The sequence below is a fragment of the Pseudothermotoga elfii DSM 9442 = NBRC 107921 genome (assembly GCF_000504085.1).
Taxonomy (GTDB): Bacteria; Thermotogota; Thermotogae; order Thermotogales; family DSM-5069; genus Pseudothermotoga_B; species Pseudothermotoga_B elfii.
The window spans coordinates 904,599-926,942 of the sequence record NC_022792.1; the positions used below are offsets into that span (position 1 = coordinate 904,599).

Sequence of the window (22,344 nt, forward strand, 5' to 3'; positions counted from 1 at the left end):
AACCATTATAATTTGCATTGCGAACAAAAGGAGTGTACAGAGTGCAATTTTATATATACACAGCTATTAGCAGTTTTTCCATGCAAATGTATAGTGTGGTTTTCAATCTTTTTTTGAGGCATTACAGAATAAGCAACCTCCTCATTGGAGAAATTGTTTCATCGAATTTATGGGGAGCCGCAGTACTTGGAAGTCTCCTTGGGCTGTTCGCTGACAGGATAGATAAAAAGAAAATGTTGATAACGCTCTCATTAATTCAGTGTACAGTTCTTTTAATGCGCGCTCTTTCTATTTCGGCAATCTGGCAAATAGCCGGTGCTTTTGTTTCTGGTGCTGTGTATTCTGCTATTTTGATTGTTATTTCTGCTTCGATGATCTTGTCAGAGAAACATAAGAATAAATTCATTTTATTTGGGTCAAATTTTTCAATTTCTATGATTGCGGGTGTTCTCGGCAATGTCACTGGAGGCGTTCTGAGCGACATGTTTTCAGAACGCTCAACACTAATTGTAGCATCTTTGATCTACGCAACCAGTTTAATAGCCTTAAAATCCATTCCAACACTTCCTGCAAAACAAAACAAAGAAAAATTATCTTTCAATCCATTTCAGAGAAATATTTTCTGGTATTACATTATTTCGAGCATGATGGTTGGATTTGGAGCAGGTCTGTTCATAAATTTTGGCAATTTGATCTTGAATGATTTATTCAATATGTCTACAACCTCTATAGGTCTTATCATGGCGTTTACCCAGATAGCCACAGGTGCTGGTGGTGCTATAAATCACATACTTGAAAAGCGCTTTGGCCCGACAAAAGTTTTGTTAGTATGTTACACATCTGTAGTGCCATTGATGATTTCTATAGCTTTTGTGAGGGAGCAAACCATTTTTTCCATTCTGTATACGTTGCGGTTCATGCTGATGAACATGGTCAATCCTATTTTTTCTGTACTGATTTTTTCAAATATACCTGCGCAGATGGTCTCTTTTACAAATGGTGTAGGAAATCTTTTGAACAATTCATCCAGGGCGCTTGCGGCATTGTTATTCGGTTATATAGTGAAAGAAAGTTCCGATTATACAAAATTACTTTTAATAAGCACTATCTTCTATGCATTAAACGCATTGCTGACTTACCTGCTTCATAAAAAGCTGTCTTTTAACCCCAGATATAGTTCATGACGTGTTATCATTGTTCTTAGAGGTGCTTTTTCGTGAAATGTAAATTTCAAATCCTGACGTGCATATTGATTATGATAGTTAATGTTTGTTATGCGCAAATGTTGTTTGTCTCAACAGAAAATGTCCTGGAAGTTTATGATATTTCTGTCCCGCTTGTTCCATTACGTGTTCTTTCTGCTGAGATGAAGAAACCTGTGAAGATCATTCCTTCGGGAGAATCAGTATATTTTGTCTATGAAACGAGTGTTGAAATCCGTAACACGTCTCTGGAACTAATTGGTTCATTGCAGCTGAACGATAAAATTTCCCAGGCGGTATTTTTCTCGGATCAACTTTACATTTTTTCAGATTATCGGCTTACAATAGTGAATAAAGATCTAAGCAGAAAACGGAATTTTACATTTTCAGATAGAGTAAGCAAGGTAACCAGCTGCAAAAGTGGAATAGTAATATTGCACGCAAATGGTAAAATAGTTGCCTATAATCAAAACATGAATAAATTCTGGGAGTTGTCAGCCTCAGGTGCTTTTCAAGGTGTTCAAAGCGATGGGGATTTTTTGTTTGTCTGGACTCAGGATAGACTTTATGTTATGAATATTGCAGAATCTGTTCCAACATACGAAAAAGAAATAAAGATTTCAGGTGGCATTACAGAGGTATTTGATGTGAAAGACAACCTGTTATTGCTTAACTCTCACGGCATGGTTCAGCTTGTTTCGCTCAAAACTTTAAAAATAATTGATGAATTGCATATCAATGCCAAATCCATGGCAATATATGATAATTATGCCTTTGCCGTTACATCAGAAGGTACTGTGAGGGTCATAAACGTACTTCCTTCTTCGCTGAAAGTTCTACAAACTCTCTCTTCAAAAGCTAGATTTGCGATATTACTTCCTGATCACTCAACAGCTGTAAAACAACCTGAGGCAATCTCTAATGAAACCGAAGAAAAAAAATATATCGAGTTCATTCAACAAGTAAAATTACCTGCTGCAATTAACACATCGATAACTGCTGACAGTGATTATGTATATTCCACTACATTAACTGGAGAGTTGATATCAATTAACCGCAACAACTGGAAAGTTTCATCTTCAAAAATTGCTTTTATAACCACGGCAGATCCAGTCATTTTAAGAGATGGGGCGGTTGCTATTGGCTCATGGGACAGTAGTATCTATCTCGTCAAAGAGAAAGTGAATAAGCTGAGGAGTGATTCTGCTGTAAGTATTTCTGTCTCTCAAACGCCGTATGGATTTTGTGCTGGAACAGATAATGGCACACTTTATCATTTCAACGATACAGCCCATTTACTGTGGTCCTTTAACATAGGTGCCTGGCTTGTGTGCCCTCCTATCTCACATGAGACATTCGGAATTTTTACACTTGATTGGCTTGGAATACTCAGGCTGGTGGATTTTTCTGGAAATTTGAAATGGTTCACTATTCTTGAATCCGGGAAATTTGGTGAAGTTATTGCAAATGAAAGAAATTTGTTCTGCCTGAGTGGAGGAAAAATTTACTCTGTTGAACCATCAACTGGTAAAATTCTATGGTCTCTCGGTGAGGATATTCCTTTCAAAAACATTGTGTGTAGTGAAAAACTCCTGTTTGCGTTGAGCAATTCAGGTGGCGTTTACGCTATAGATTTTTCTGGCAGAATCATCTGGAAAAAAGACTACGAAGCTGTAAGTGTTGTGGTTACCAGATCTGGTGGATTGATCGTTTTGACGCCACAACAAATGGTTATTGTTTCTCAAATTGATTCTACTGTTCTTTACACAGAGCAACTTCCCTGTGTTCCAACAAATCACGCAATCATGCTTGAAGATGGGACCATTTTTATACCAGCAAGTGACAGAATTTTAGTTTATAAGATAGATGATGAGCCATCAGATGGATGGCCTATGTATTTAAAGGATGCGTTAAACAGCTGTTTTTTTGCAAAAACGGCGAGATGATAAATCCCTTATGATTCTTGCAATTGCATATATTACCACCAGAAATTCCAATCTTCCAAGGAACATTTCCACTATGAGTGTCCACAAAGCACCCGCAGGCATTACAGGAGTTGTTATTCCGCAGGACAGGCCGACTCCAGCTATCGCTGATGCCACCTCAAACATTGATTGTTGGAGCGTATAATTATGCGAAGTTAGAACGAGGACACCTGTAAGATAAGACACCATATAAAGGCCAATAATTATGAAAGCTTCTCTAATGAGAGTGTCATCAAGGTACTTTTTCGTATGCCCTTTCCAGATTTCGACCTGAATAATTGCATCTCTTGGAAGGAGAAATTTTTTCACAGCCAGATAAATTGCTTTTATCAAGACCGTGATTCGGTATTGCTTTATTCCACCTGATGTTGAATCCATGCATCCACCGAGAAGCATCAAAATTGTCAGGACAAACATACCTGTTGGAAAATTTGACCATTTGCTCAGATCAACGGTTGAGAATCCTGTGCCGGTAAGGGCTGATATTACCTGAAATGATGCATGTCTTAAAGCCTGGCTTGTATCGGGAAAGACCTTGTTAATACCAGTGAGCGAAACAATAGTAACCCCAAGAATCGTGAAAAATGCCATCTGTTTGGGTTCATAATTTTTTCTGAGCGCTTTCCAATTTCTGAGCCAGAATACATAATGTATTCCAAATCCTGTTGCTCCAAGCCACATTAAAATCATTATTATAATTTCAATAATTTCACTGTTGTAATAACCAATACTACTGTTTTTTGTGGAAAAGCCTCCTGTAGCAAGAGCAGTTAGTGAATGATTAAAAGCATCAAAAAAGTTCATTCCTGCTATTACGAGTGCTATCATTCCTGCTATTGCATAGGCTGTGTAGGCAATCATTATTATTCTTGCAGAATATCTTATGTTGGGGACAATGTTGTCAATTCTTCCTTCTGCTTGATATAGTCCAAGGCCCGTTGGACCAATTATAGCTCCCATGACAATAATTGCAAATCCTGCGCCGCCGAGAAATTGTGTGATACTCCTCCAGGCGAGAAGTGATTTCGATGTATTTTCAACGTCTGTTATCATTGTAAGTCCAGTAGTTGTCCACCCGCTGGTTGCTTCAAAAATTGCCTGAGACATAGTAAGTGTATTTGAAAGGTAATACGGGAGTGAAGACAAAAATATCACGATAATCCAAGACATAAGGACTATTAAAGCCCCTTCCTTAGATGTTATAGCTTCGGTTTTTTCTCGTTTTGGTATGCGAAAGATATATGCCAGCAGTATAGAGATTGCAGATGCTATAAAAAAAGCATACGCAATTCTGAAAAATTCACCGTAAAAAATAGAAAATATGAGTGGGACCAGGAGAATTACTGAGAAAAAGATAAGTAAGCTGCTGAGGACTCGAAATACTATTGCATAACTTTTTTTTGAATAAATGTTCATTCTTCACTCACCCACTAAGGTCTTTATAACTCGGGTTTGAACTTTCGGTTCGCAGATTATGAAAACGCGGTCTTGAGCTAATAACTCTGTTTCGCCCCTTGGGATAAGTACGTCGTTGTTTCTTAAAATGCCACCAATAATACACTCGTTTGGAAGATCAATCTCTTTCAATTTTTTGTTTACAGAAGGAGAATTATCTGGAATTTCAAGCCTGAGAAAGACCAATTTTCCTTCTTCGACTGGAAAAAAATCCTCCATCTCCTGAGCGGAAAGCAAATTTTGTATTGTCTGTCCCAGTAATGCAGCCGGGCTAACCGCTACCCTCACGCCGAGCCTGTTGAAAACTTCTATGTTTTCAGGATCATTCACAAGGGTTACAATTCTTTCAACACCGTAATACTTTCTTATCATCTGAGAAATTATTAAGCTATCGCGGTCTGTATTTGTCAATATTACAACAATATCGTCTGGTGAAAACTCAATCTGATCTAAGACATTTTTTTTACTGCCATCTCCATTGATTATCACTGCTGAAAACTTCCTTGCCAGCTCTTCACAAACCTGTGGGTCCTTGTTTATTATGTAAACGTGATAACCCTTAGAAATCATGGAACGGGCAAGATGATACGCAATTCGATAACCTCCAACGATAACTATCTTCAATCGAGCCCCTCCAAAGTCAGTTTTTGTATTATTTCATTTGCTACAAGTGTGGTTTGTGAAATCACTTCAATGTCAAATTCCTGGAATATTTTTTCGTTATCCGGTTCATTCACCCGGGATATAACCTTTTTTACTCCAAAATAGCGTTTGGCAACAGTTGACACCATAAAATTTGTATTGTCATTTCCTGTTAAAGCGATAACCACGTCAGCTCTATCAACTTTCGCTTCTTTTAAATGGGATATTTCAGTAGCGTCTCCAATTATTTTGAAGCCGGTAAATTCCTCTGATAAGGTGTCAAAGGCATTTTCCCTGCTATCCACAACAACCACATTGCTTCCAGAGGCAGACATCCGTGAAGCAACCATTGAACCTATTCTGCCACAGCCAACAATTATGATGTACATTCCTTCACGTTTCTTTCTCATAACGCTGAATCTCCTTGATAGCTCTTTTGTGGTTTGGATCTAGTGCCAGCGCAGCTCTCAGATATCTATAAGCGAGCTCTGAATTACCGAGCTTTTCCATAACAAGGGCATAAACATAATGCGCATCAGCGGAGGGATTAATCGCAAACAATTCCCTCGCCATGCGCTCAGCAATATCTAACTTTCCCTGAGAAATTTTCTCCTCTATCCGACGTTCAAGTTTCTCAAAACTTATTTCCTCCTTATTGAGAAGGTCTTCAACCTTTTTCAGAAGATCTTGAGCAGGGAAAGGTTTAGACAAATAATCACTGGCTCCGTTCTTCATCGCTTCAACCACAGGTATTGCATTTGTTATAGCAGAAACGATCAGCACGGGAATAACTTGGCCATCTTGCCGCATTCTTTTAAGTAACTCGATACCAGATATCCCTGGCAGCTTCAGGTCCAATGTTACTAAGTCGAACATACCTTTACGGAGCTCCACTACAGCTTCTTCTGCCGTTGCCACAGCCGTGACCGAATAGCCTTTTTCTTCAAGAATTTTTTTAATAAGCATTCTAACATTTCTTTCATCATCAACTACCAGAATATTTGCCATTCATATTTCCTCGCACAGAGATTTTATCATAAACTCAAACCCGGAGATAATTTCTTATTTCCCAGTCAGTTACTGTTATACTAAAATCTCTCCATTCTCTACGCTTGAGTTCGACAAATTTCTTGAAAATGTGATCACCAAGTATTTCTTTTACAAGCTCAGAATTTTTCATTTCTTCAAGAGCCTCTTTGAGACTACCTGGAAGAGAGTCTATCTTGAATTCTGCTCGCTTTTCTTCAGACATTGCATATATATTTTCTTCGATTGGTAGTGGGGGTTCTATCTTTTTCTCAATTCCTTCAAGTCCGGCGCCAACGATCACTGCAAATGCAAGATAAGCGTTACATGATGGATCAGGTGATCGATACTCTATTCTGGTGGAGTTTTTTCTCGCTGCCGGGATTCTTATCAAAGCGGATCTGTTAGCTTTTGACCAGGCTATATTTACCGGCGCTTCATATCCAGGCACAAGCCTTTTATAACTGTTCACGATCGGATTGGTTATAGCTGTTATTTCCTTAGTGTACTTTAAGATACCTCCGACAAAGTGATGCAAGGTTTTGGAAAGACCATCTGATGAATCCTGGTCATAAAAAGCATTTTCCCCGTTTTTAAAGAGACTCAGATGTGTATGCATGCCTGAGCCATTGATTCCGAAGAAAGGTTTTGGCATAAAAGTTACATGAAGATTGTGTTTGATTGCTATAGTTTTTAAAACCAGTTTTACTGTTTGTGTGTTATCTGCTGTTTTTAACAAGTCACCATAACGAAAATCTACCTCGTGTTGAGACGGAGCAACTTCGTGATGTGATGCTTCTACATCTATTCCCATGGATTTTAAGGCAACAGCAACCTCACTTCTTAAGGACTCAACTTCATCAAGTGGTAAAAGATCAAAATAACTGCCAAAATCCAGTAGAGTTGGTTGTGGAAATCCTTTTTCATCTCTCGGGAGTACAAAAAACTCGATTTCAGGACCTGCAAATGCTTCAAATCCCATTTTCCTTGCTTTTTCTACAATAAGTTTGAGCCTGTATCGAGGATCGCCATCAAAGGGAGTACCATCGGGTTTGTAAACGTCGCAGATAAACCTTGCACTCTTTGATCCATTGGTCGTCCACGGAAGAATAGCAAAAGTCGATATATCCGGTTTCAGGTACATATCCGACTCTTCGATTCTCACAAAACCTTCAATAGAAGATCCATCGAACATGATGCCTTTCTCAAAAGCTTTTTCAAGTTCCTGGGAAGGAATTTCGACATTCTTGATATTTCCACTAATATCAGAAAACTGAAGGCGGATGAATTGAATATCTTCCTTGCGAATCATCTCAACAACATCTTTGTATTCCACATTCAAGCCCCCCTTACAAAATTTATATGAATATCTTAGATGTGATTTGTTGAGATAAAACTAATCGGCTGTTAAGATATCGATGATAGACTATGAAGAAGACAGTTTTCTGAGTATGACTTTTGCCCTCTCGCAGTTGATATTTTCCGAAAAGAGGTCATGAACTTTTTTAACGGATAAATTTGAGAGCACAGGGGAAAAACTCAAACGGTGAAAAACAGTAGGACCAAATTCCCGAATAGCATTTAAGTGATGAACTGTTCCATAACCTTTGTGCTTTGAAAAGCCATAACATGGGTAAATTCTGTCGTATGCAACCATTATTCTGTCTCTCAAAACTTTTGCAACAATTGACGCTGCTGCTATTGAAGCACTTTTTTCATCACCCTTAACAATACAGACGCCCTGCTGAGAAAGATTTAATGATTTGCCATCCACAAGTACGTATGCATCTTTTTTATTCAGAGATGCCAGAGCTCTGTTCATAGCTATTTTGGTTGCATTGAATATGTTGTAGAGATCTATTTCTTCAGGTGTAGCAATGCCAATTCCAACCTCAGCTGAATTCATTATCTGCAAAAATAATTCTTCGCGTTTTTGCGCAGTTAACTGTTTTGAGTCAAACACGTCTAATTGAACTTCTAAAATTACCGCTGCCGCAACAACAGGACCAGCAAGACAGCCTCTACCTGCCTCATCAACACCGATCACAGTACCAAAATTCTGTTTATAAAATCTGTCGTATGCGAAAAGTTCAGATCTCATAGTTTTCTATGGCGTCCATGAAAATTTTCATAATCAGATCTTCATAAGTGTATCCTGCTGCCTCTGCCATTTTCACGATATCAGAATAACCTGGCGTAAGCATAGGGAGAGAATTGACTTCTAAAAAATAGATTTGACCATCCTTAACGCGCAAATCCATTCGTGCATAATTTCTTAGTCTCAGTGCTTTGAAAGCTGTTAAAGCATATTCTGAGATTCTGTCTTTTAGCCCCGTATCTATTTGAGCCGGACAAATATACCTGGTTTGTTCTCCATAATAATGTTTAACCCTGTAGGAATAAAATCTCTCCAATCCGTCGGGCAATGTTGAAAAATCTATTTCAAGGATGGGTAAAATTTCCCCGGCAACAATTCCAACACTGAATTCGCGACCATCTACAAATTGCTCGATCAAAGCTGGTTGATGAAACTCGTTGTGAATCACTTTGACAGCCTTTTTTAATGCAAAATCTTCTTTGACGACCGAATCTGCACTCAAACCACGCGCGCTTCCTTCACGACTTGGTTTGACGATGACCGGATAAAAGTCTATAGGAGGTATTGTTTCCTGTCCTGGTTCTAAGGAAATAAACTTTGGTGTTGGTACGCCATAATGATTCAAAATAATCTTTGTAATTGTTTTGTCTATGCACAAGGCATGTCCAATTATGCCCGAGCCAGTAGACGGTATCTTTAAAAGTTCTAAGATCGCAGGGACGTGGGTTTGCATTGCAGCTGTTGAAAGATTGAAGACCGCGTCGAATTGAGTTACTTTGTCAATAAATTGATCTTCAAAAGCCACAAGCTCTGCTTCAAAGTGTTTTGATAAGGTTTCAAATACGGATTGAACCATCTTTTCTCTCGATTCATCGAGATTGGACTTATCGTAAACAACAGCCACTCTCATATTGATCTACCCCCGAGCAGAGTAAACAACCTTTCCTTTTCTGAAAGAATATTTCCACCTTCATCTACGCATCTGCAGAGACCATCTATTATTTTGGTTTTCACAGCACCTTTCGCCACTGAAAAACCCTTTAATGCCGGTGCATCCAGAATGCCTGTATTCACAGCTTCATACAGCACATCGACATCGAGCAAACTATCTTCATTGCCATCTTTTAATCCTTTTATTGCTTCAATTATCATGAAAGCTTCTTCTTTTATTCTCTCTTTCTCTTTTTTCACCCATTCATCACCAAGAGGGTCTACAATGCCTCTCATTGCAAGATTTATAGCTCTCCTTGCCATTTTGACACTTTCTATTATTTCTTTTGCAGAGGCTCTTCTCATCGATTCACAGTATGCAACCACATGAACTATGTGTGGTTCAAGTGCCCATCCATAAAACATGGATGAAGATAACTGCCCCATAGCCGCATTTAAATCTGCCGGCATGGACATTAAACCTGTTCTCACCATTCTATAGATTTTGAAATTCTCATCCTGCAAAGATTCAACAATTTCTTTCTTCGCTATCATTTTTGCAATGTCTCCGCGTGGTGACAGGCCCGAAGGAGTTTCAAGCATAAACTGCTGAACATACTCCCTCACTCCTAACTTCTTAGCCACAAAAGTTGCTAAATAAGCAGTTGCGACTTCTACAGCATCGTGGCAAACCCTTAAAGCCCATTGATGAGAATCGGTAACTTCGACTGGAACATTGTTCAAACCATTCCATTTTATAGCGTCCATATTTTCTTTTATGGCTTCTTTCAGTGGTCTTTTTGATCTTCTATCCAGATCACTGTACCACATTATCGGTATTGCAGCCCAGGCGTTGTTTATTGTTTCTTTCAGTAGTTTGGAAAATTCTACCATGTGCGTTGTTCCTGCATAGCATCTAACAAGCGGATAATTGCCTCTTCTCGAGGCCTCGTAGAGTTTGACAAAATCCTCTTTTGTTCTTATCGGCGCACCACCTGCACCATCTTGCGAATGATCCATTTTTTCAGGTTCAAAGAAGAATTGCTGACAATTTTGGTCTGGTGCAAGAGATATAACATCGAGCAATTCTGATTCTGCCAATTTTTTAATTTCATTTGCCGTTTCATCCAGGCTTTGCAAACCAATATGATGTCTGATAAGTGGATAAGGACTTTTGAATTTTATGCGCTCACCAAGTGTTTGTGGAAAACTCAGATTCTCTTTTTCTCTTGCCTTACCTCTTAAGAAAAGAACAATTTCGTCTATTTCTTCACTCCCGTCAAAACATTTCTTTATAAACGAAAATTTTCTCGCCTCGTTTGCAGTTTCTATGGTGCCACCAAAGACGAATATCTTGTCCATAAGTTTTTCCTTTTTAAGCTTCTCTTCCAATTCTCTGAGCAGATTGTGTAAGGCTTCTGCGGCAAGTCGGTAGCTCATTGCTATCATATCTGGGTCATGTTTTTTGATCTCTCTGACAAGTTCATCAACAGGAATGGCTGAACCAATATAAATTGTTTCGTAATTGTTTTGCTTTGCTATTTCAAGAAAATTTAGCAATCCTACATTATGCACGCAACTTCCTATAGAAGCTCCCAGTATTTTCATCATTCCCCAACCTCCATAATTTGCTTCACTTCTTCAACTGTTTTACCATTTAAATGAAGCCTTTCAAAGTTTCTCCCCTCACTGAAAAAATCCACGCCAACCATGAGGGAGGCAAGCTGGACTATAGAATCTATTATGGGAGTTTTCACTTTCGCTAATTTCCCAAATGCGGAAATCGGAACAAGGCTTGTTGGAACATCTTCCAGTATATATCTGTTCTCGAGGCTTGTTGGTGCCTGTATACCTCGATACCCCTCGTTATTGTGTATAGCATCGTACAAATTTGTCCCTTTCACATCATAAGCATATGCAAGCCATTGAATAGCCGTCATCGGTTCAATACCGAATTTTCTGGCGACCTCACATCTTTCAGCGTCTATCGCTTCAAGAATTTTTGCAACCGATGGACTGATCCCTTCGAAATAAAATTCAAATTTTCCGAAGGTGGTTTCTACCCATCCGGTGTTCAAAATAATTGTTGCAGGGTGAAACACGGCACCTATGTTGTTAAAACTTGTATAAAGGGTGCTTGGAGCAATTTCAAACTCGGGCATGACTTGCGATAAAACCTGTTCTAATTCGGGATTTTTGCTTGAAGGAAGTGCGGCAACCGGTACAGCATTTTTGATCCTGAATATCTTTACCACTCCTGGATTGGATGCTCTCGAAGCAAAAATAAATGTTTGGGTTTCAGCTACCACTATATCCTTGTTGACGCCTTCTTCTTTGAGTGTATTATAGAATTCGAGAGCTCCCGCTGTTCTTCCTGGATTCAAAATTATAACCTGGCCATTTTCTAAAAGTGGAGCTATTTTTTTCGCTATATCTCTATGGGCAAAAGCGGGTAATACAACCATCAAAAGTTTTCGACCTTTAATTGCTTCAGAAAGATTTGTCGTGGCAAATGAGATAGTTGCGACGGCATTTATTTCTCCTTCAACTTTTATCCTCTTGTTTTTTATAATAGGTGCTATTCGCCATGCGCTTCGGTTATAAAGCGCGACATCGAATCCTTTTAATGCCAAGTACGCAGCCAGCGCCTGGCCACCGTTCCCAGCACCAATCACGCATATCTTCATAAAAAAACCTCCTTTTGCTGATAAAAATGGAAGTTTTGACGGCTGGAATAAAAATCTGCATCTGCTGATGCCATTTTATCAAATTGTCCCTTTGAAGTCAAAATTTAAACTGTTTTTGCATAAATATTTATTTTCAGGGTGAGTACGATAACCTCAAAGATTTTTCGAGAAACTATCGATTATAATCAAAAGTGAGGTGATTTGGGTAGAAAGATCAGCAGTAACTGTTCCGGTAATTTTCATAAACGGACAACCACATATTATTTTGATAAAAAGATCTCGAAGACTGAAAAGACATCCCGGACAGATAGGTTTTCCTGGAGGCTTGCTGGAAAAAGATGAGACACATCAACAAGCAGCTGTGAGAGAAATGAAAGAAGAAATAGGTATCCAAGATAATTGTTATAGAGTCATTAAGCAACTTTCTACAGTGGTTACTATCAGATCATCTGTGGAAATAACTTCGTTTCTGGTAATCGTCGAGTGTCCTGATTTTCATTTAAACAGGGGAGAGGTTGAGGATATCTATTTCGTACCGATTGAGATCTTTGAGAAAATTAGCTGCGAAGAAATAAAATTACATGACGGAAAAATTACATGCAGATATATTTTGCCAGATTTTGTCATATGGGGAGCAACTGCAAAGATAATCAGGAATTCTCTTGAAGAAATAAAGGAAGCTTTGAGAAACTTTAAAGGAGTGGTTAAATGACAGATATATTAGTGACAGAAGTTAGTGACCCTCTTTCTCTACTTTTAAAAGTAGGGGTTGATCCAGCATCGGTACCAATTTTTGAAAGAAAAGGAAAATTTATTTCGTTAATGATTTACAATGTGGATGTCATAGCTGCGAATGTAATCAAGCAGGAAATGCTTGCAGCCGGTGCTGATGCCGCTGTAAACAAACACGCCATCACCCACAAAATTCAAAAAACCAGTGTGCTAACTTTCGGGACTATTGCTCAACATATCAAACTGATAGAAAAACTTTCTAAAATGCATTACTGGAAGCTCGATCAGATAGCTGATATGATTCAAAAATGCCTTTTCAAGGATCAGGTAAGATCAATTGATTTACCTTCAGGAAGAAAGCTCATCTTTGATAGAACTCTGATAATGGGGATTGTCAATGTAACGCCTGATTCTTTTTATTCAAAAAGCCGGGTTGAAAAAGATAAGGTTATAGATTACACAGCATCGATGATCAAGAATGGCGTGGATATAATTGATATAGGCGCTGAATCAACTCGCCCTGGTTCTGAGAGGGTATCACTTGAGGAAGAACTCAACAGAGCAATACCTGCGATTGAAGCAATCAGAAAAACCTTTGACATTCCGATCTCGATAGATACTTATAAATCTGAGGTTGCAAAACAAGCTATTATGGCTGGTGCAGATATTGTAAATGATATAAGTGCTTTGAGATTCGACGAAAAAATGATTGATGTCATTTCTGAGTACAAACCCGCCGTTGTTTTGATGCACATGAAAGGTGAGCCTAAAACAATGCAGCAGAATCCATATTATGAAGATGTAATTGAAGAGCTGCTATACTTTTTCAATGAAAGGCTTTCAATGCTTGGAAAAATTGGTTTGATGGATAAAGTAATTATTGACCCGGGTATCGGTTTTGGAAAAAGACTGTCAGATAATCTGCAAATTTTGAAAAGAATAGATGAGTTCAAAACCTTTAAAGTACCTATCTTAGTAGGCCATTCCAGAAAATCTTTTATCGGGGCATTGCTAAATAATGTACCCCCTGAAGAAAGATTAATTGCCACCTTAGCGGTGACAGCTTATTGTACGATGAAAAAAGTTGATATAATAAGAATTCATGATGTCGCTGAAAATTCGCAGGTTGTTAGAATGATATCGCACCTTGTCAGATAAAAACAGCAGGCTCTGCCTGCTGTTTTTTACCACCACTTTCTCAATGTTATATCAAGCGTTGGAGAACTGGATGTTGTGTCAACTTCTGAATAAACGTTTTCAAGTTTTCCTGTATCAACTGTTCCACTATATGTAATAGTGGCTGTTGCAACACCTGATGTGTCAAATGTTCCAAAAGAAACAGAAAAATCAGATGGTGCTGAACTGAGATATCCAGAAGTCACGAGGGCATTCAAATCAGACGGTAAGCCTCTCTCAACATTGACATAACTTTCGATAGCGCTCTTGATGTTCCTGAAGTTGCTCGCAACTTGGGTTGCTTTGGCCTGAGCAACGGCATTCAATGCAATAGGCGTGACTACTGCCATCAGAGCTGCTATGACTGCCAGAACGATCAACAGCTCAATCAGTGTAAAACCTTTACGCATAATACTCCCTCCTTAGAAAAATATTATAATGTGTTTACGAAAAAAATCAACACCATATTTTGCAGATGAGTTAATTATTGCTCCAAATATTACTACTTAATAAAGCCAGTTGCAGGCGATATGGCTTATGATTACTGAACTCAGTGAATTGATTTTTTGAAATGATAATTTTGATTTCTTGAATATATTCATGACGCTTTTGAGAGTAATACAATAAACCTTCCTCCACTGGTTTGTTGATTTTTCCAGCTCGTATATCTCTGAATTCTTTGTAAAAGGAGGAAACATTGAGATTATATACATAACTTCTAACTGAATCTATGAGACTTTCAAATTTCCTTACTTCATAAATTTCACCCTCAGGCCTGTCACTTGGAATTATGCCTGTGCCAGGTTTAAAAGTCCATTCTCCAAAAATATTGTTGGCTTCTATAGCAAATCTTGAAGTTCCCCATGCCGACTCTATAGCTGCCTGTGCCAGTGCAATTTCTACTGGCACTGGCAGGACTTTTTCAAGAAGTTCCTGCTTATTTTTAGCACGATACTTTTTTAGATAGTATGAGAGCTCATCAGCAGACGACATACTCAGTATTTTATCTCTTTCTTCCGTAATTTCCTCATTTACCTTCAATATTATAGGTAGCATTATTTTGACAAATAACTCTTTTTTCTGGTTGATGCTTTCAATTTTGTCCATATCTTTTGGCAAACATTTTAGTATAACCAGTGGTACTTTTTTTGTCGATAAATCGTAATTTATTGAGTTAAAAAAGCTTTGCAAATCTTTATAACTTTCAAACTGCATCTCTGCAACTCCTGACGAATAAAACTCCTCCTGCTCTAAAACTCCAAATGAATTGACAGTTATCCTCGGTGAAGCAGCAAAAATACATAAAAATCCCATGAGTGCCACTATTTTTCTCATCTACTCACCTCTGAAATCGCTAATCTCCTTTGACATTGAACAAAAGCCAGTATTTGACATATTCTTTCTTTCCATCGCGCGCGCTTATCATCAAGCGATTGTATCGTTTTCTCAATTCCACTGGATCTGTTGTTACAATATTTTGAATAATCAGACTGTCCACTATTCCTTTTTCAGAAACATACACACTTATGTCTCTAATTTGCTTGGGAATAATGATGGTTCCTTTCACAGTCAAGGTATTGTTTTCTATTTTAAAAGGTATTTCTTCGGTCAAAAGTGCTTCACGATTCAGGATATATCGCAGGTGACTTTCACTCGCCCAGTCTTCAAGCAAAGGTTCTCTTGGTATTTCGAAAGCTCCATAAGATGAAATATAAGGTCCCGGGTTTTGAGAAAACGCAAGTTTCACACCCTCGTTCCTCAAAACATCAATCATTTCAGGTATGTAATACCCATATGGATAAGCGTAATAACGCATTTCTTTGCCGGTGTTATTCAGAAAGACCTGCTGGGCTTTTTCGAAATCCTGCTTGAAATAATCAAGCATTTCTTTCAAGGTCATTTTTGTTAAAAGCGCTGGAAAATCTGTATGTGTGTACGAATGATTTGCAAACTCAACGCCATCTTTAAGCATCTCTTTTATCATTTCCCATGTTAGGTAATCTGGATAACCGATTGCTCCAACCTGAATAAAAACAGTAAATGGCACTTCGTGTTTTTTGAAAATTTTATATGCATAATCATAGACTGAACGATATCCGTCGTCAACTGTGAATACTACCGCGTCACTTTTCGGATGTTTTTCTCCATAAACGTATTCTTCGAGATCTTTCATATTCCAGATTTCCAGTCCCATGTCTTTTATAATTTTGATGTGGTTTTCCAGTTCATATGTCCAGGTATTTGTAGATGGATATCTGGTATCATCAAATCTGTGGTACAGAAAGACCACTACTTTGCTGTATGCACATGTTGCCAGAACTGTTAGAGCCGCTATTACGAACATCGCAATTTTTTTCTGTTTCACGTTAAATATTATACAGGATCGATCAAACTATTTATAATCAGTTTATGGGTGGTGAAAAGGTGAGATGTCTGGTGATTTTTTACCTGTTATTTGTGCTTTCTTTATTCAGTCAAACACTTTATTTTTCACCAAAAGGTGATCTCGCCTTAACAGTTTATGACCCTTTTGTTGTAATGGAAGTTACGAACATCAATGAGATAGGCCTTTTCAGAATTCCAGAAAGTAGTTGCACCTTGCAAGTTCTGTCTGTTCAATTATCAAAGCCAGGTGATCTAAGAGATCTTGTCGAGTTAATCAAAATACCTTCAGCAAGTGAAAGTTCCATTGGTCTTTTTAAGCTCGACGATTTAGATATCTTTGTCAGAAAAATCTCCATTATCACTCCACAAATCTCAACCGCAGGCCTTCAGGTTATTTTCACCAGAGAGCGACGTGTTTATATAATGACCTATTATGCGAGTGAAAAAGAATTTTTTGAACATATAGTACCTGCCTTGTTGACAATGACAAGTATCAAAACAAATTCTTTAAAGCAGCGATACGTTAACAATGAATATGGATATTCTATTTATCTTGCAGAACCATTCAAAATTGTGAGAACCACCATAGGAGAGATAGGTTCTTTTCTTGCCGTAAAAGAAAAACGGGTTGGATACATACAGATAACAAAAGAGCAGCCAGGTAGATCTGTGAATTTGCTTGAATATGCAGAGTTGGTTCAACAAAACTCTCTTGAAAATCTTGCGGGTTACAACCTTCTTGCAAGTGGCGTAAATCTTGTAGAAGGCTTTGATTTTTTCTGGAGACTTTTTCAGTTTGATTCAAAGGGAAGTTTTTATCGATGCCTTCAGGTTTATACGAATTACGGACAATTTTTTTACACTCTAACTTATATGGCAGAGGCAGATGATTTTGATCAATTTATTGTACCTGCTGTACGCACCGTGTTTTCCTTTAAACCAAAGTGATTAAACATTTTCCGTTGTGAGATAATAAAACAGGGAGGTGATAACATGAAAAAAACATTGGTGTTTTTCCTTCTAACAGTTTCTGTGATTATTCATTCTCAGAATCTGGCTGATTACGTTTTAACACATAAAAATATTGATTACAAAATAGTGTCTCAAAAAATAACAGAAACGGGTGTTGAATTTACCCATATTGTCTTTGAAAGCCAAACTTGGCAGGGTATAAAGTGGTTTCATGATTTACTGATTGTCCGACCAGCACAGCTCCAATTTTCCAATGTAGCAATTCTCATGATAACAGGAGATTTCGATCCGTCGAAATCGAAAGAAATTGAAGATTATTTATGGATAGCGGAGAAATTTCAGGCTTTGTTTGTTGTTCTTGGAGATGTGCCAAATCAGCCAATTTATGGACTAAGAGAGGACGATTTAATAGCTTACACCTTTGTTCAATATTCGAAGATTAAAGATGCAAGCCTTCCATTGTTATTCCCGATGACTGCTTCTGCTGTGTCGGCAATGGATTTAATTCAACAGCTATTTCACATTGAAAAATTTTTCGTTACGGGTGCTTCCAAGCGAGGGTGGACTACATGGCTCACTGCTGCTGTTGACAAAAGAGTATTTGCCATTGCACCAATTGTTTTTGACAATCTGAATTTTCAAAAGCAGCTTCAAAAACAGTTAGAGATGTATGGGCAATATAGTGCAAGCATAAATCCCTATGTCAAAAGAGGCGTTCCAGATATGGTCAATACACAGCATGGCCAAGAACTTTTGAAAATGGTTGACCCATATTTTTACATAGAAAAGCTTGACATGCCAAAGTATATAATAAATGCTACAAACGATGAATACTGGACCATTTACTCAGCCAATCTTTACTTTTTTGATCTTATTGGAAAGAATTATTTATTGTATGTTCCAAATAATTCTCATGGGATAAAGAACATACCTTATGTTGTCGATAATGCTTCTTCATTCTTCAAGCTTGCTTTGAGTGATAAATTACCGGAGTTCGCTTTTGAGTTAGAAGGGGATACGATATTAATAAAAGAGAGCGAGTTTATTAAGGAAGTATATTTGCACAGAGCGATATCTGATACGACAGATTTCAGAAAATCTCTTTGGTTGAGATTACCTGTTTTACCATCGAATGGTTGTTATTCTATCAATGTTGAACCACCTGAATTCAGACATGTTGCTTACTATGCTGAAGCTGTTTTCGAGATAGAGGAACTCAGAGTGAGTTTTTGTACACCAGCGCTTTATAAATGAGAGGGTTTAAAATGAAGATTGCTGGAATAGTTGGTGGAATGGGCTCATTAGCGACCGTCGATTTTCTCAAAAAAGTTGTGAAGCACACTAAAGCAGAAAAAGATCAGGATCACATAAGGATGATAGTAGACTTTAACACATCCATTCCCGACAGAACTGCTGCAATTTTAGATGACGGGGAAGATCCGACCTTGTATCTTGTTGAGTCAGTAAAAATGCTTGAGTGTGAAAAGGCTGATTTTGCTGTATTTATCTGTAATACTGCATATGCCTTTTTAGACAGGGTTCAAAAACAGGTAAACATACCCGTATTGAATTTGCCAGAGATGACTTTGAGAAAACTCAAATCAAAAGGAATCGAGGAAATATGGCTTACAGGAACGAGAGGTCTTTTGAACAGTAGGGTCTATCAAAGAGAAGCTGAGAAGATAGGATTAACATTGAAAATTCCTGAGGAACGATTACAGGAATCTTTGATGCAGATTATATATACTGTGAAAGCTGGTCAAATCAAAAAAGCTTCGCTGATATGGTTTTCTGACGTAGAGCCATATTTAGATGGGCATGTTTTGCTCGGATGCACCGAGCTTCCAGTTGTTGCAAAAAGCAAAAGATTGCACTTAATAGATGTGAACGATGAATGGGCAAAAATTGTGATAGAGATCTGTGGAGCAGAGGTGAATAGATAGGGGTGAACAAATGAATATAGCAGGTCAATCAGCAAAGAGACCCATAGCTATTTTCATGCTCCTGTTTGCTATTGTTGTTTTTGGCATAATAGCTCTTCAAAAACTGCATTTAGAACTTTTGCCTCAAATGGAATATCCTTATGCTGCTGTTTTTGCCACGTATATGGGTGCAAGCAGTGAGGAGGTAGAGCAACTTGTTACGAATCCACTTGAGGAAATAATCGCAACCGTTCCCGGAGTCAAAAACTTCACATCTGTTTCTCAATCAGGTTTATCTTTGATTATCATTGAATATAATTGGGGCGTTGATGTTTTGTCTGCCTCATCAAGGCTTGAGAGATATCTGAATATTTCTCAATTGAACCTTCCGGAACAGGTTAAACCGATTGTGGTCGAATTTGATCCTTCCTTGCTTCCCGTTTTCGTTTTTTCAACATCTCAAGATCCAGCGCATTTTTTGGACGAGATAAAGCGGCTGCCAGATGTTGCCAGTGTCGAAAATTTATCAAAAACTGAAAAATTCGTTAGTATCAGAATTGATCCGGAAAAAGCGAGATCCTTCCAGGTTGATCTTTCTCTAATTGAATATTTTCTATCGGGAAATGTGGTTTATCCCATGGGCCAGGTTGAAGATGAAACTGGAAATGTGTATTCCCTTGTTGTTGATGGGAGATTTAATGGCCTGGATGAATTAAAGGATACAATTGTTGGGTTCAGAGGGTTGAGTTATCAATCATTGATGAGAGGGCAGCTTCCAAAATTGCTTGTTCCTGTAAGACTGAAACAGATTGCTGACGTGGAAATAGCCAATGAGCCGAAAAGAGGGCTGGTGCGGGTTGATGGAAATGAAGCAACAGTCGTATCAATAAGAAAACGCTCAGGGGCGAATACTGTCAATGTAGTGAGGCAGGTTAAAAGATTACTGGATGATCTTGAAGTAGACTATGTTCCCCTGATTGATCAATCTTTTTATACTGAAAAATCTGTTCAAAATCTGGTGAAAAATTTGATACTTGGATTACTTGGAGCTTCGATTGTCGTAGCTCTTTTTGTGAGAGATTTTTTCAGTACCACAATAGTAGCTCTGAGTATTCCAATATCACTTTTAATCGCTGTAGTTTTGATGTATTTTTTTGGTATCAATCTTGACTTAATCACGCTTGGCGGTCTTGCTATGGCTGTTGGCATGCTTGTCGATAATGCAATCGTTGTTTTTGAAAACATATACAGGCATAAATCTGAAGGTAGCACCTATGACATAGCAGCAATCGATGGGACAAAAGAGGTTTTTGGTGCCATTTTTGCTTCAACAGCTACAACTGTTGTAGTATTTGCTCCACTTGTTTTCACAGAAAGTTTTGCATCGACTCTGTTTAAGTACTTTGCATCAACATTTGCACTGTCACTTGCAGCCTCATTAGTTGTTGCAGGCATCCTCATTCCGGCTGGGTCAAGATGGATCAGAGCCAGGGAGTCGAAAACCTTTCTCAATATACGGTCAAAATATCAAGTTATTTTGACAAAGATTTTGGAGAGAAAAGCGCTGATTATACCAATCGTTTTTGCCCTGATTGTTCTGTCTGTTTTCTACGTATTTCATAGGCCAAAAAACTTTTTGCCCGATTTTGCTACCAACACTTTAACAATAACAGCAAAGGCCGAGAATCAATCAGATTATCGAAAAACTTACGAATTAACGAAGCAGATAGAAGATTTTGTATTAAGCAGAAAAAACTATTATGGAATCAAGACAATTTATTCTGAAGTGGGTGCCACGAGCGAACTTTCCCGGATAATTACAGAAAGTGGCGAAAATCAAGCAACGATATACATCTGGTTCGATGGTACTAGATCAGAATACTTGAGAAACAAAGAGATGTTTTTGAGAGACCTTAAGAAAACATCGTTCGAGGGCTTAGAGGTTAGGGTAGTCCAGGATGAGTATCTAAATATGATTTTTGGTTATCCAGTGACAGTTGAGCTGACAGGAGAAGATATTGATGAATTGATGAAAGTGGCTTTTTCTTTGAAAGAGATTTTCTCGGAAAAGGACCTCGGAGAAGTCTCCATTAGAGGTCAGGCAAACGTGGAATCTTTATTACTGAAAATAGATAGATCGAAGGCTGTTTTTTCCGGATTATTGCCAGCCCAGATTTTCATGGATCTTCAATATTACACAATGGGAAAAAATTTTAATACTCTCAGAACAAATGAGGGAATTTTGCCAGTTCGTTTAAATATTTCAGACATCCAGCAACTTCATGACATCGATGAAATTCAGATAAAAAATTTGAGAGATCAGAATCTCCCTTTGAGATTGCTCGGCGAACTCTCTAAAAGAACAACTTATGAATCTATCTCGCACAAAAACGGGCAGAGAGTGGTTTATGTTGATATAGCTGATACGCGATATTCAATTTCGCAACTTTCGAGTCTTGTGGAGAATGTACTGAAAGATCTTCAGCTCAAGGACGTGCATTATTCTCTTGGCGGTCAAAAATCATCTCTGGATATATTTCTGAATGAATTTAAAGTGATAATGCTGGTGGCAATAATACTCGTCTACATGCTTTTGAGTGCGCAATTTGAGTCTTTACTATCTCCGTTCGTAATCTTCACAACTGTGCCTGTTTCTGTTATCGCACTTGCGTTAGTAATGATTGTTTTTGATTATGATTTGAATCTCTCTGTGATGATAGGAACTTTAACGCTTGCCGGTGTTGTTGTGAATAATGCAATAGTTATGGTAACATTCCTGCATCAGAAAATAACCACGGGCAACTATAAACAGATTAGATGTGTGATAGTTGAATCAGCCTCTCTTAGACTTCGTCCTATATTAATGACAACACTGACTACAGTTATTGCTCTAATTCCTGTTGCTATAAGCAATGCTGAAGGTTCTGAATTTGAATCTCCAATTGCCTGGACCATTATTTTTGGCTTACTTATAACGACTATGTTTACGCTTCTCGTTTTGCCCGCGATCGCTGAAATCTTCGAAAAGCGTAGATTTCGTCCACATTGATAATACATTGAAACCACGTTGAGGGTTGTCAGAAAGAGCAATGGAAAGATAGAAGAAGCTATCAAAGGTTTTTCATTGAAATG

General features: G+C 38.1%; 20 protein-coding genes. 8 read left to right on the top strand and 12 right to left on the bottom strand.

Annotated features, from left to right (window positions below; genetic code table 11):
• The first annotated feature begins 41 nt into the window (after positions 1–41).
• Both TEL01S_RS04470 and TEL01S_RS04475 read left to right on the top strand, forming a co-directional pair.
• A complete protein-coding gene (locus TEL01S_RS04470) occupies positions 42–1,184 on the top strand; it encodes an MFS transporter (protein WP_051366173.1) in 1,143 nt (380 codons plus the stop codon).
• Positions 1,185–1,216: 32 nt separating this feature from the next.
• Positions 1,217–3,148 (top strand): outer membrane protein assembly factor BamB family protein, encoded by a 1,932-nt coding sequence (locus tag TEL01S_RS04475; protein ID WP_028843265.1) that lies wholly within the window; start codon positions 1,217–1,219, stop codon positions 3,146–3,148.
• On the opposite strand, the gene TEL01S_RS04480 is transcribed toward TEL01S_RS04475, so the two are convergent.
• From TEL01S_RS04480 to TEL01S_RS04520, 9 genes are all read right to left on the bottom strand, one after another.
• Entirely contained in the window at positions 3,113–4,603 is a 1,491-nt protein-coding gene (locus TEL01S_RS04480) for a TrkH family potassium uptake protein (protein WP_012002939.1), read from the bottom strand. The genes TEL01S_RS04475 and TEL01S_RS04480 overlap by 36 nt on opposite strands.
• A 3-nt stretch (positions 4,604–4,606) precedes the next feature.
• Complete coding sequence (locus tag TEL01S_RS04485) at positions 4,607–5,266, bottom strand: potassium channel family protein (RefSeq protein WP_012002940.1); 660 nt, start codon at positions 5,264–5,266, stop codon at positions 4,607–4,609.
• Positions 5,263–5,694, bottom strand: coding sequence for a potassium channel family protein (locus tag TEL01S_RS04490; RefSeq protein WP_012002941.1), 432 nt, complete (start codon positions 5,692–5,694; stop codon positions 5,263–5,265). The genes TEL01S_RS04485 and TEL01S_RS04490 overlap by 4 nt, the downstream gene beginning before the upstream one ends.
• On the bottom strand, positions 5,678–6,292 hold the full coding sequence (locus TEL01S_RS04495; RefSeq protein WP_012002942.1) for a response regulator: 615 nt from the start codon (positions 6,290–6,292) through the stop codon (positions 5,678–5,680). Before TEL01S_RS04495 ends, TEL01S_RS04490 begins: the two co-directional genes overlap by 17 nt.
• Before the next feature lie 34 nt (positions 6,293–6,326).
• Positions 6,327–7,646, bottom strand: a complete 1,320-nt coding sequence (gene glnA / locus TEL01S_RS04500; protein WP_028843264.1) for a type I glutamate--ammonia ligase — start codon at positions 7,644–7,646, stop codon at positions 6,327–6,329.
• 90 nt (positions 7,647–7,736) lie between these two features.
• Positions 7,737–8,411: a ribonuclease HII gene (locus tag TEL01S_RS04505; RefSeq protein ID WP_028843263.1), complete on the bottom strand. Its 675-nt coding sequence runs from the start codon at positions 8,409–8,411 to the stop codon at positions 7,737–7,739.
• The gene (locus TEL01S_RS04510) at positions 8,401–9,318 is read right to left on the bottom strand and encodes a D-alanine--D-alanine ligase family protein (RefSeq protein WP_028843262.1); all 918 of its coding nucleotides are present in this window, start codon (positions 9,316–9,318) and stop codon (positions 8,401–8,403) included. The genes TEL01S_RS04505 and TEL01S_RS04510 overlap by 11 nt, the downstream gene beginning before the upstream one ends.
• Positions 9,315–10,949, bottom strand: a complete 1,635-nt coding sequence (locus tag TEL01S_RS04515; protein WP_028843261.1) for a cobalamin B12-binding domain-containing protein — start codon at positions 10,947–10,949, stop codon at positions 9,315–9,317. Before TEL01S_RS04515 ends, TEL01S_RS04510 begins: the two co-directional genes overlap by 4 nt.
• Entirely contained in the window at positions 10,946–12,025 is a 1,080-nt protein-coding gene (locus TEL01S_RS04520) for an NAD/NADP-dependent octopine/nopaline dehydrogenase family protein (protein ID WP_012002947.1), read from the bottom strand. Before TEL01S_RS04520 ends, TEL01S_RS04515 begins: the two co-directional genes overlap by 4 nt.
• A 196-nt stretch (positions 12,026–12,221) precedes the next feature.
• Between TEL01S_RS04520 and TEL01S_RS04525 the strand changes: the two genes are divergently transcribed.
• A complete protein-coding gene (locus TEL01S_RS04525; RefSeq protein ID WP_012002948.1) occupies positions 12,222–12,737 on the top strand; it encodes an NUDIX hydrolase in 516 nt (171 codons plus the stop codon).
• Entirely contained in the window at positions 12,734–13,915 is a 1,182-nt protein-coding gene (gene folP / locus TEL01S_RS04530) for a dihydropteroate synthase (RefSeq protein ID WP_174375654.1), read from the top strand. Before TEL01S_RS04525 ends, folP begins: the two co-directional genes overlap by 4 nt.
• Before the next feature lie 26 nt (positions 13,916–13,941).
• On the opposite strand, the gene TEL01S_RS04535 is transcribed toward folP, so the two are convergent.
• From TEL01S_RS04535 to TEL01S_RS04545, 3 genes are all read right to left on the bottom strand, one after another.
• Positions 13,942–14,343, bottom strand: coding sequence for a type II secretion system protein (locus TEL01S_RS04535; RefSeq protein ID WP_028843259.1), 402 nt, complete (start codon positions 14,341–14,343; stop codon positions 13,942–13,944).
• A gap of 70 nt (positions 14,344–14,413) precedes the next feature.
• Positions 14,414–15,268, bottom strand: a complete 855-nt coding sequence (locus tag TEL01S_RS04540) for a glucosaminidase domain-containing protein (RefSeq protein ID WP_012002951.1) — start codon at positions 15,266–15,268, stop codon at positions 14,414–14,416.
• Positions 15,269–15,287: 19 nt separating this feature from the next.
• A complete protein-coding gene (locus TEL01S_RS04545; RefSeq protein WP_012002952.1) occupies positions 15,288–16,277 on the bottom strand; it encodes a polysaccharide deacetylase family protein in 990 nt (329 codons plus the stop codon).
• An 80-nt stretch (positions 16,278–16,357) separates the two neighbouring features.
• Between TEL01S_RS04545 and TEL01S_RS04550 the strand changes: the two genes are divergently transcribed.
• From TEL01S_RS04550 to TEL01S_RS04565, 4 genes are read left to right on the top strand one after another with little or no spacing between them, the layout of a single operon-like run.
• Positions 16,358–17,266, top strand: coding sequence for a hypothetical protein (locus tag TEL01S_RS04550; protein WP_028843258.1), 909 nt, complete (start codon positions 16,358–16,360; stop codon positions 17,264–17,266).
• A 45-nt stretch (positions 17,267–17,311) separates the two neighbouring features.
• A complete protein-coding gene (locus tag TEL01S_RS04555; protein WP_028843257.1) occupies positions 17,312–18,544 on the top strand; it encodes a PhoPQ-activated protein PqaA family protein in 1,233 nt (410 codons plus the stop codon).
• Positions 18,545–18,555: 11 nt separating this feature from the next.
• On the top strand, positions 18,556–19,233 hold the full coding sequence (locus TEL01S_RS04560; RefSeq protein ID WP_028843256.1) for an aspartate/glutamate racemase family protein: 678 nt from the start codon (positions 18,556–18,558) through the stop codon (positions 19,231–19,233).
• A 10-nt stretch (positions 19,234–19,243) separates the two neighbouring features.
• Positions 19,244–22,261, top strand: coding sequence for an efflux RND transporter permease subunit (locus tag TEL01S_RS04565; RefSeq protein ID WP_028843255.1), 3,018 nt, complete (start codon positions 19,244–19,246; stop codon positions 22,259–22,261).
• The last annotated feature ends 83 nt before the right edge of the window (positions 22,262–22,344 follow it).

Coding starts and splice junctions, on each gene's coding strand:
- TEL01S_RS04480 (WP_012002939.1), bottom strand. CDS start 4,603: ATGAACATTTATTCAAAAAAAAGTTATGCAATAGTATTTCGAGTCCTC.
- TEL01S_RS04490 (WP_012002941.1), bottom strand. CDS start 5,694: ATGAGAAAGAAACGTGAAGGAATGTACATCATAATTGTTGGCTGTGGC.
- TEL01S_RS04495 (WP_012002942.1), bottom strand. CDS start 6,292: ATGGCAAATATTCTGGTAGTTGATGATGAAAGAAATGTTAGAATGCTT.
- TEL01S_RS04505 (WP_028843263.1), bottom strand. CDS start 8,411: ATGAGATCTGAACTTTTCGCATACGACAGATTTTATAAACAGAATTTT.
- TEL01S_RS04510 (WP_028843262.1), bottom strand. CDS start 9,318: ATGAGAGTGGCTGTTGTTTACGATAAGTCCAATCTCGATGAATCGAGA.
- TEL01S_RS04515 (WP_028843261.1), bottom strand. CDS start 10,949: ATGATGAAAATACTGGGAGCTTCTATAGGAAGTTGCGTGCATAATGTA.
- TEL01S_RS04520 (WP_012002947.1), bottom strand. CDS start 12,025: ATGAAGATATGCGTGATTGGTGCTGGGAACGGTGGCCAGGCGCTGGCT.
- folP (WP_174375654.1), top strand. CDS start 12,734: ATGACAGATATATTAGTGACAGAAGTTAGTGACCCTCTTTCTCTACTT.
- TEL01S_RS04535 (WP_028843259.1), bottom strand. CDS start 14,343: ATGCGTAAAGGTTTTACACTGATTGAGCTGTTGATCGTTCTGGCAGTC.
- TEL01S_RS04540 (WP_012002951.1), bottom strand. CDS start 15,268: ATGAGAAAAATAGTGGCACTCATGGGATTTTTATGTATTTTTGCTGCT.
- TEL01S_RS04545 (WP_012002952.1), bottom strand. CDS start 16,277: ATGTTCGTAATAGCGGCTCTAACAGTTCTGGCAACATGTGCATACAGC.
- TEL01S_RS04555 (WP_028843257.1), top strand. CDS start 17,312: ATGAAAAAAACATTGGTGTTTTTCCTTCTAACAGTTTCTGTGATTATT.
- TEL01S_RS04560 (WP_028843256.1), top strand. CDS start 18,556: ATGAAGATTGCTGGAATAGTTGGTGGAATGGGCTCATTAGCGACCGTC.
- TEL01S_RS04565 (WP_028843255.1), top strand. CDS start 19,244: ATGAATATAGCAGGTCAATCAGCAAAGAGACCCATAGCTATTTTCATG.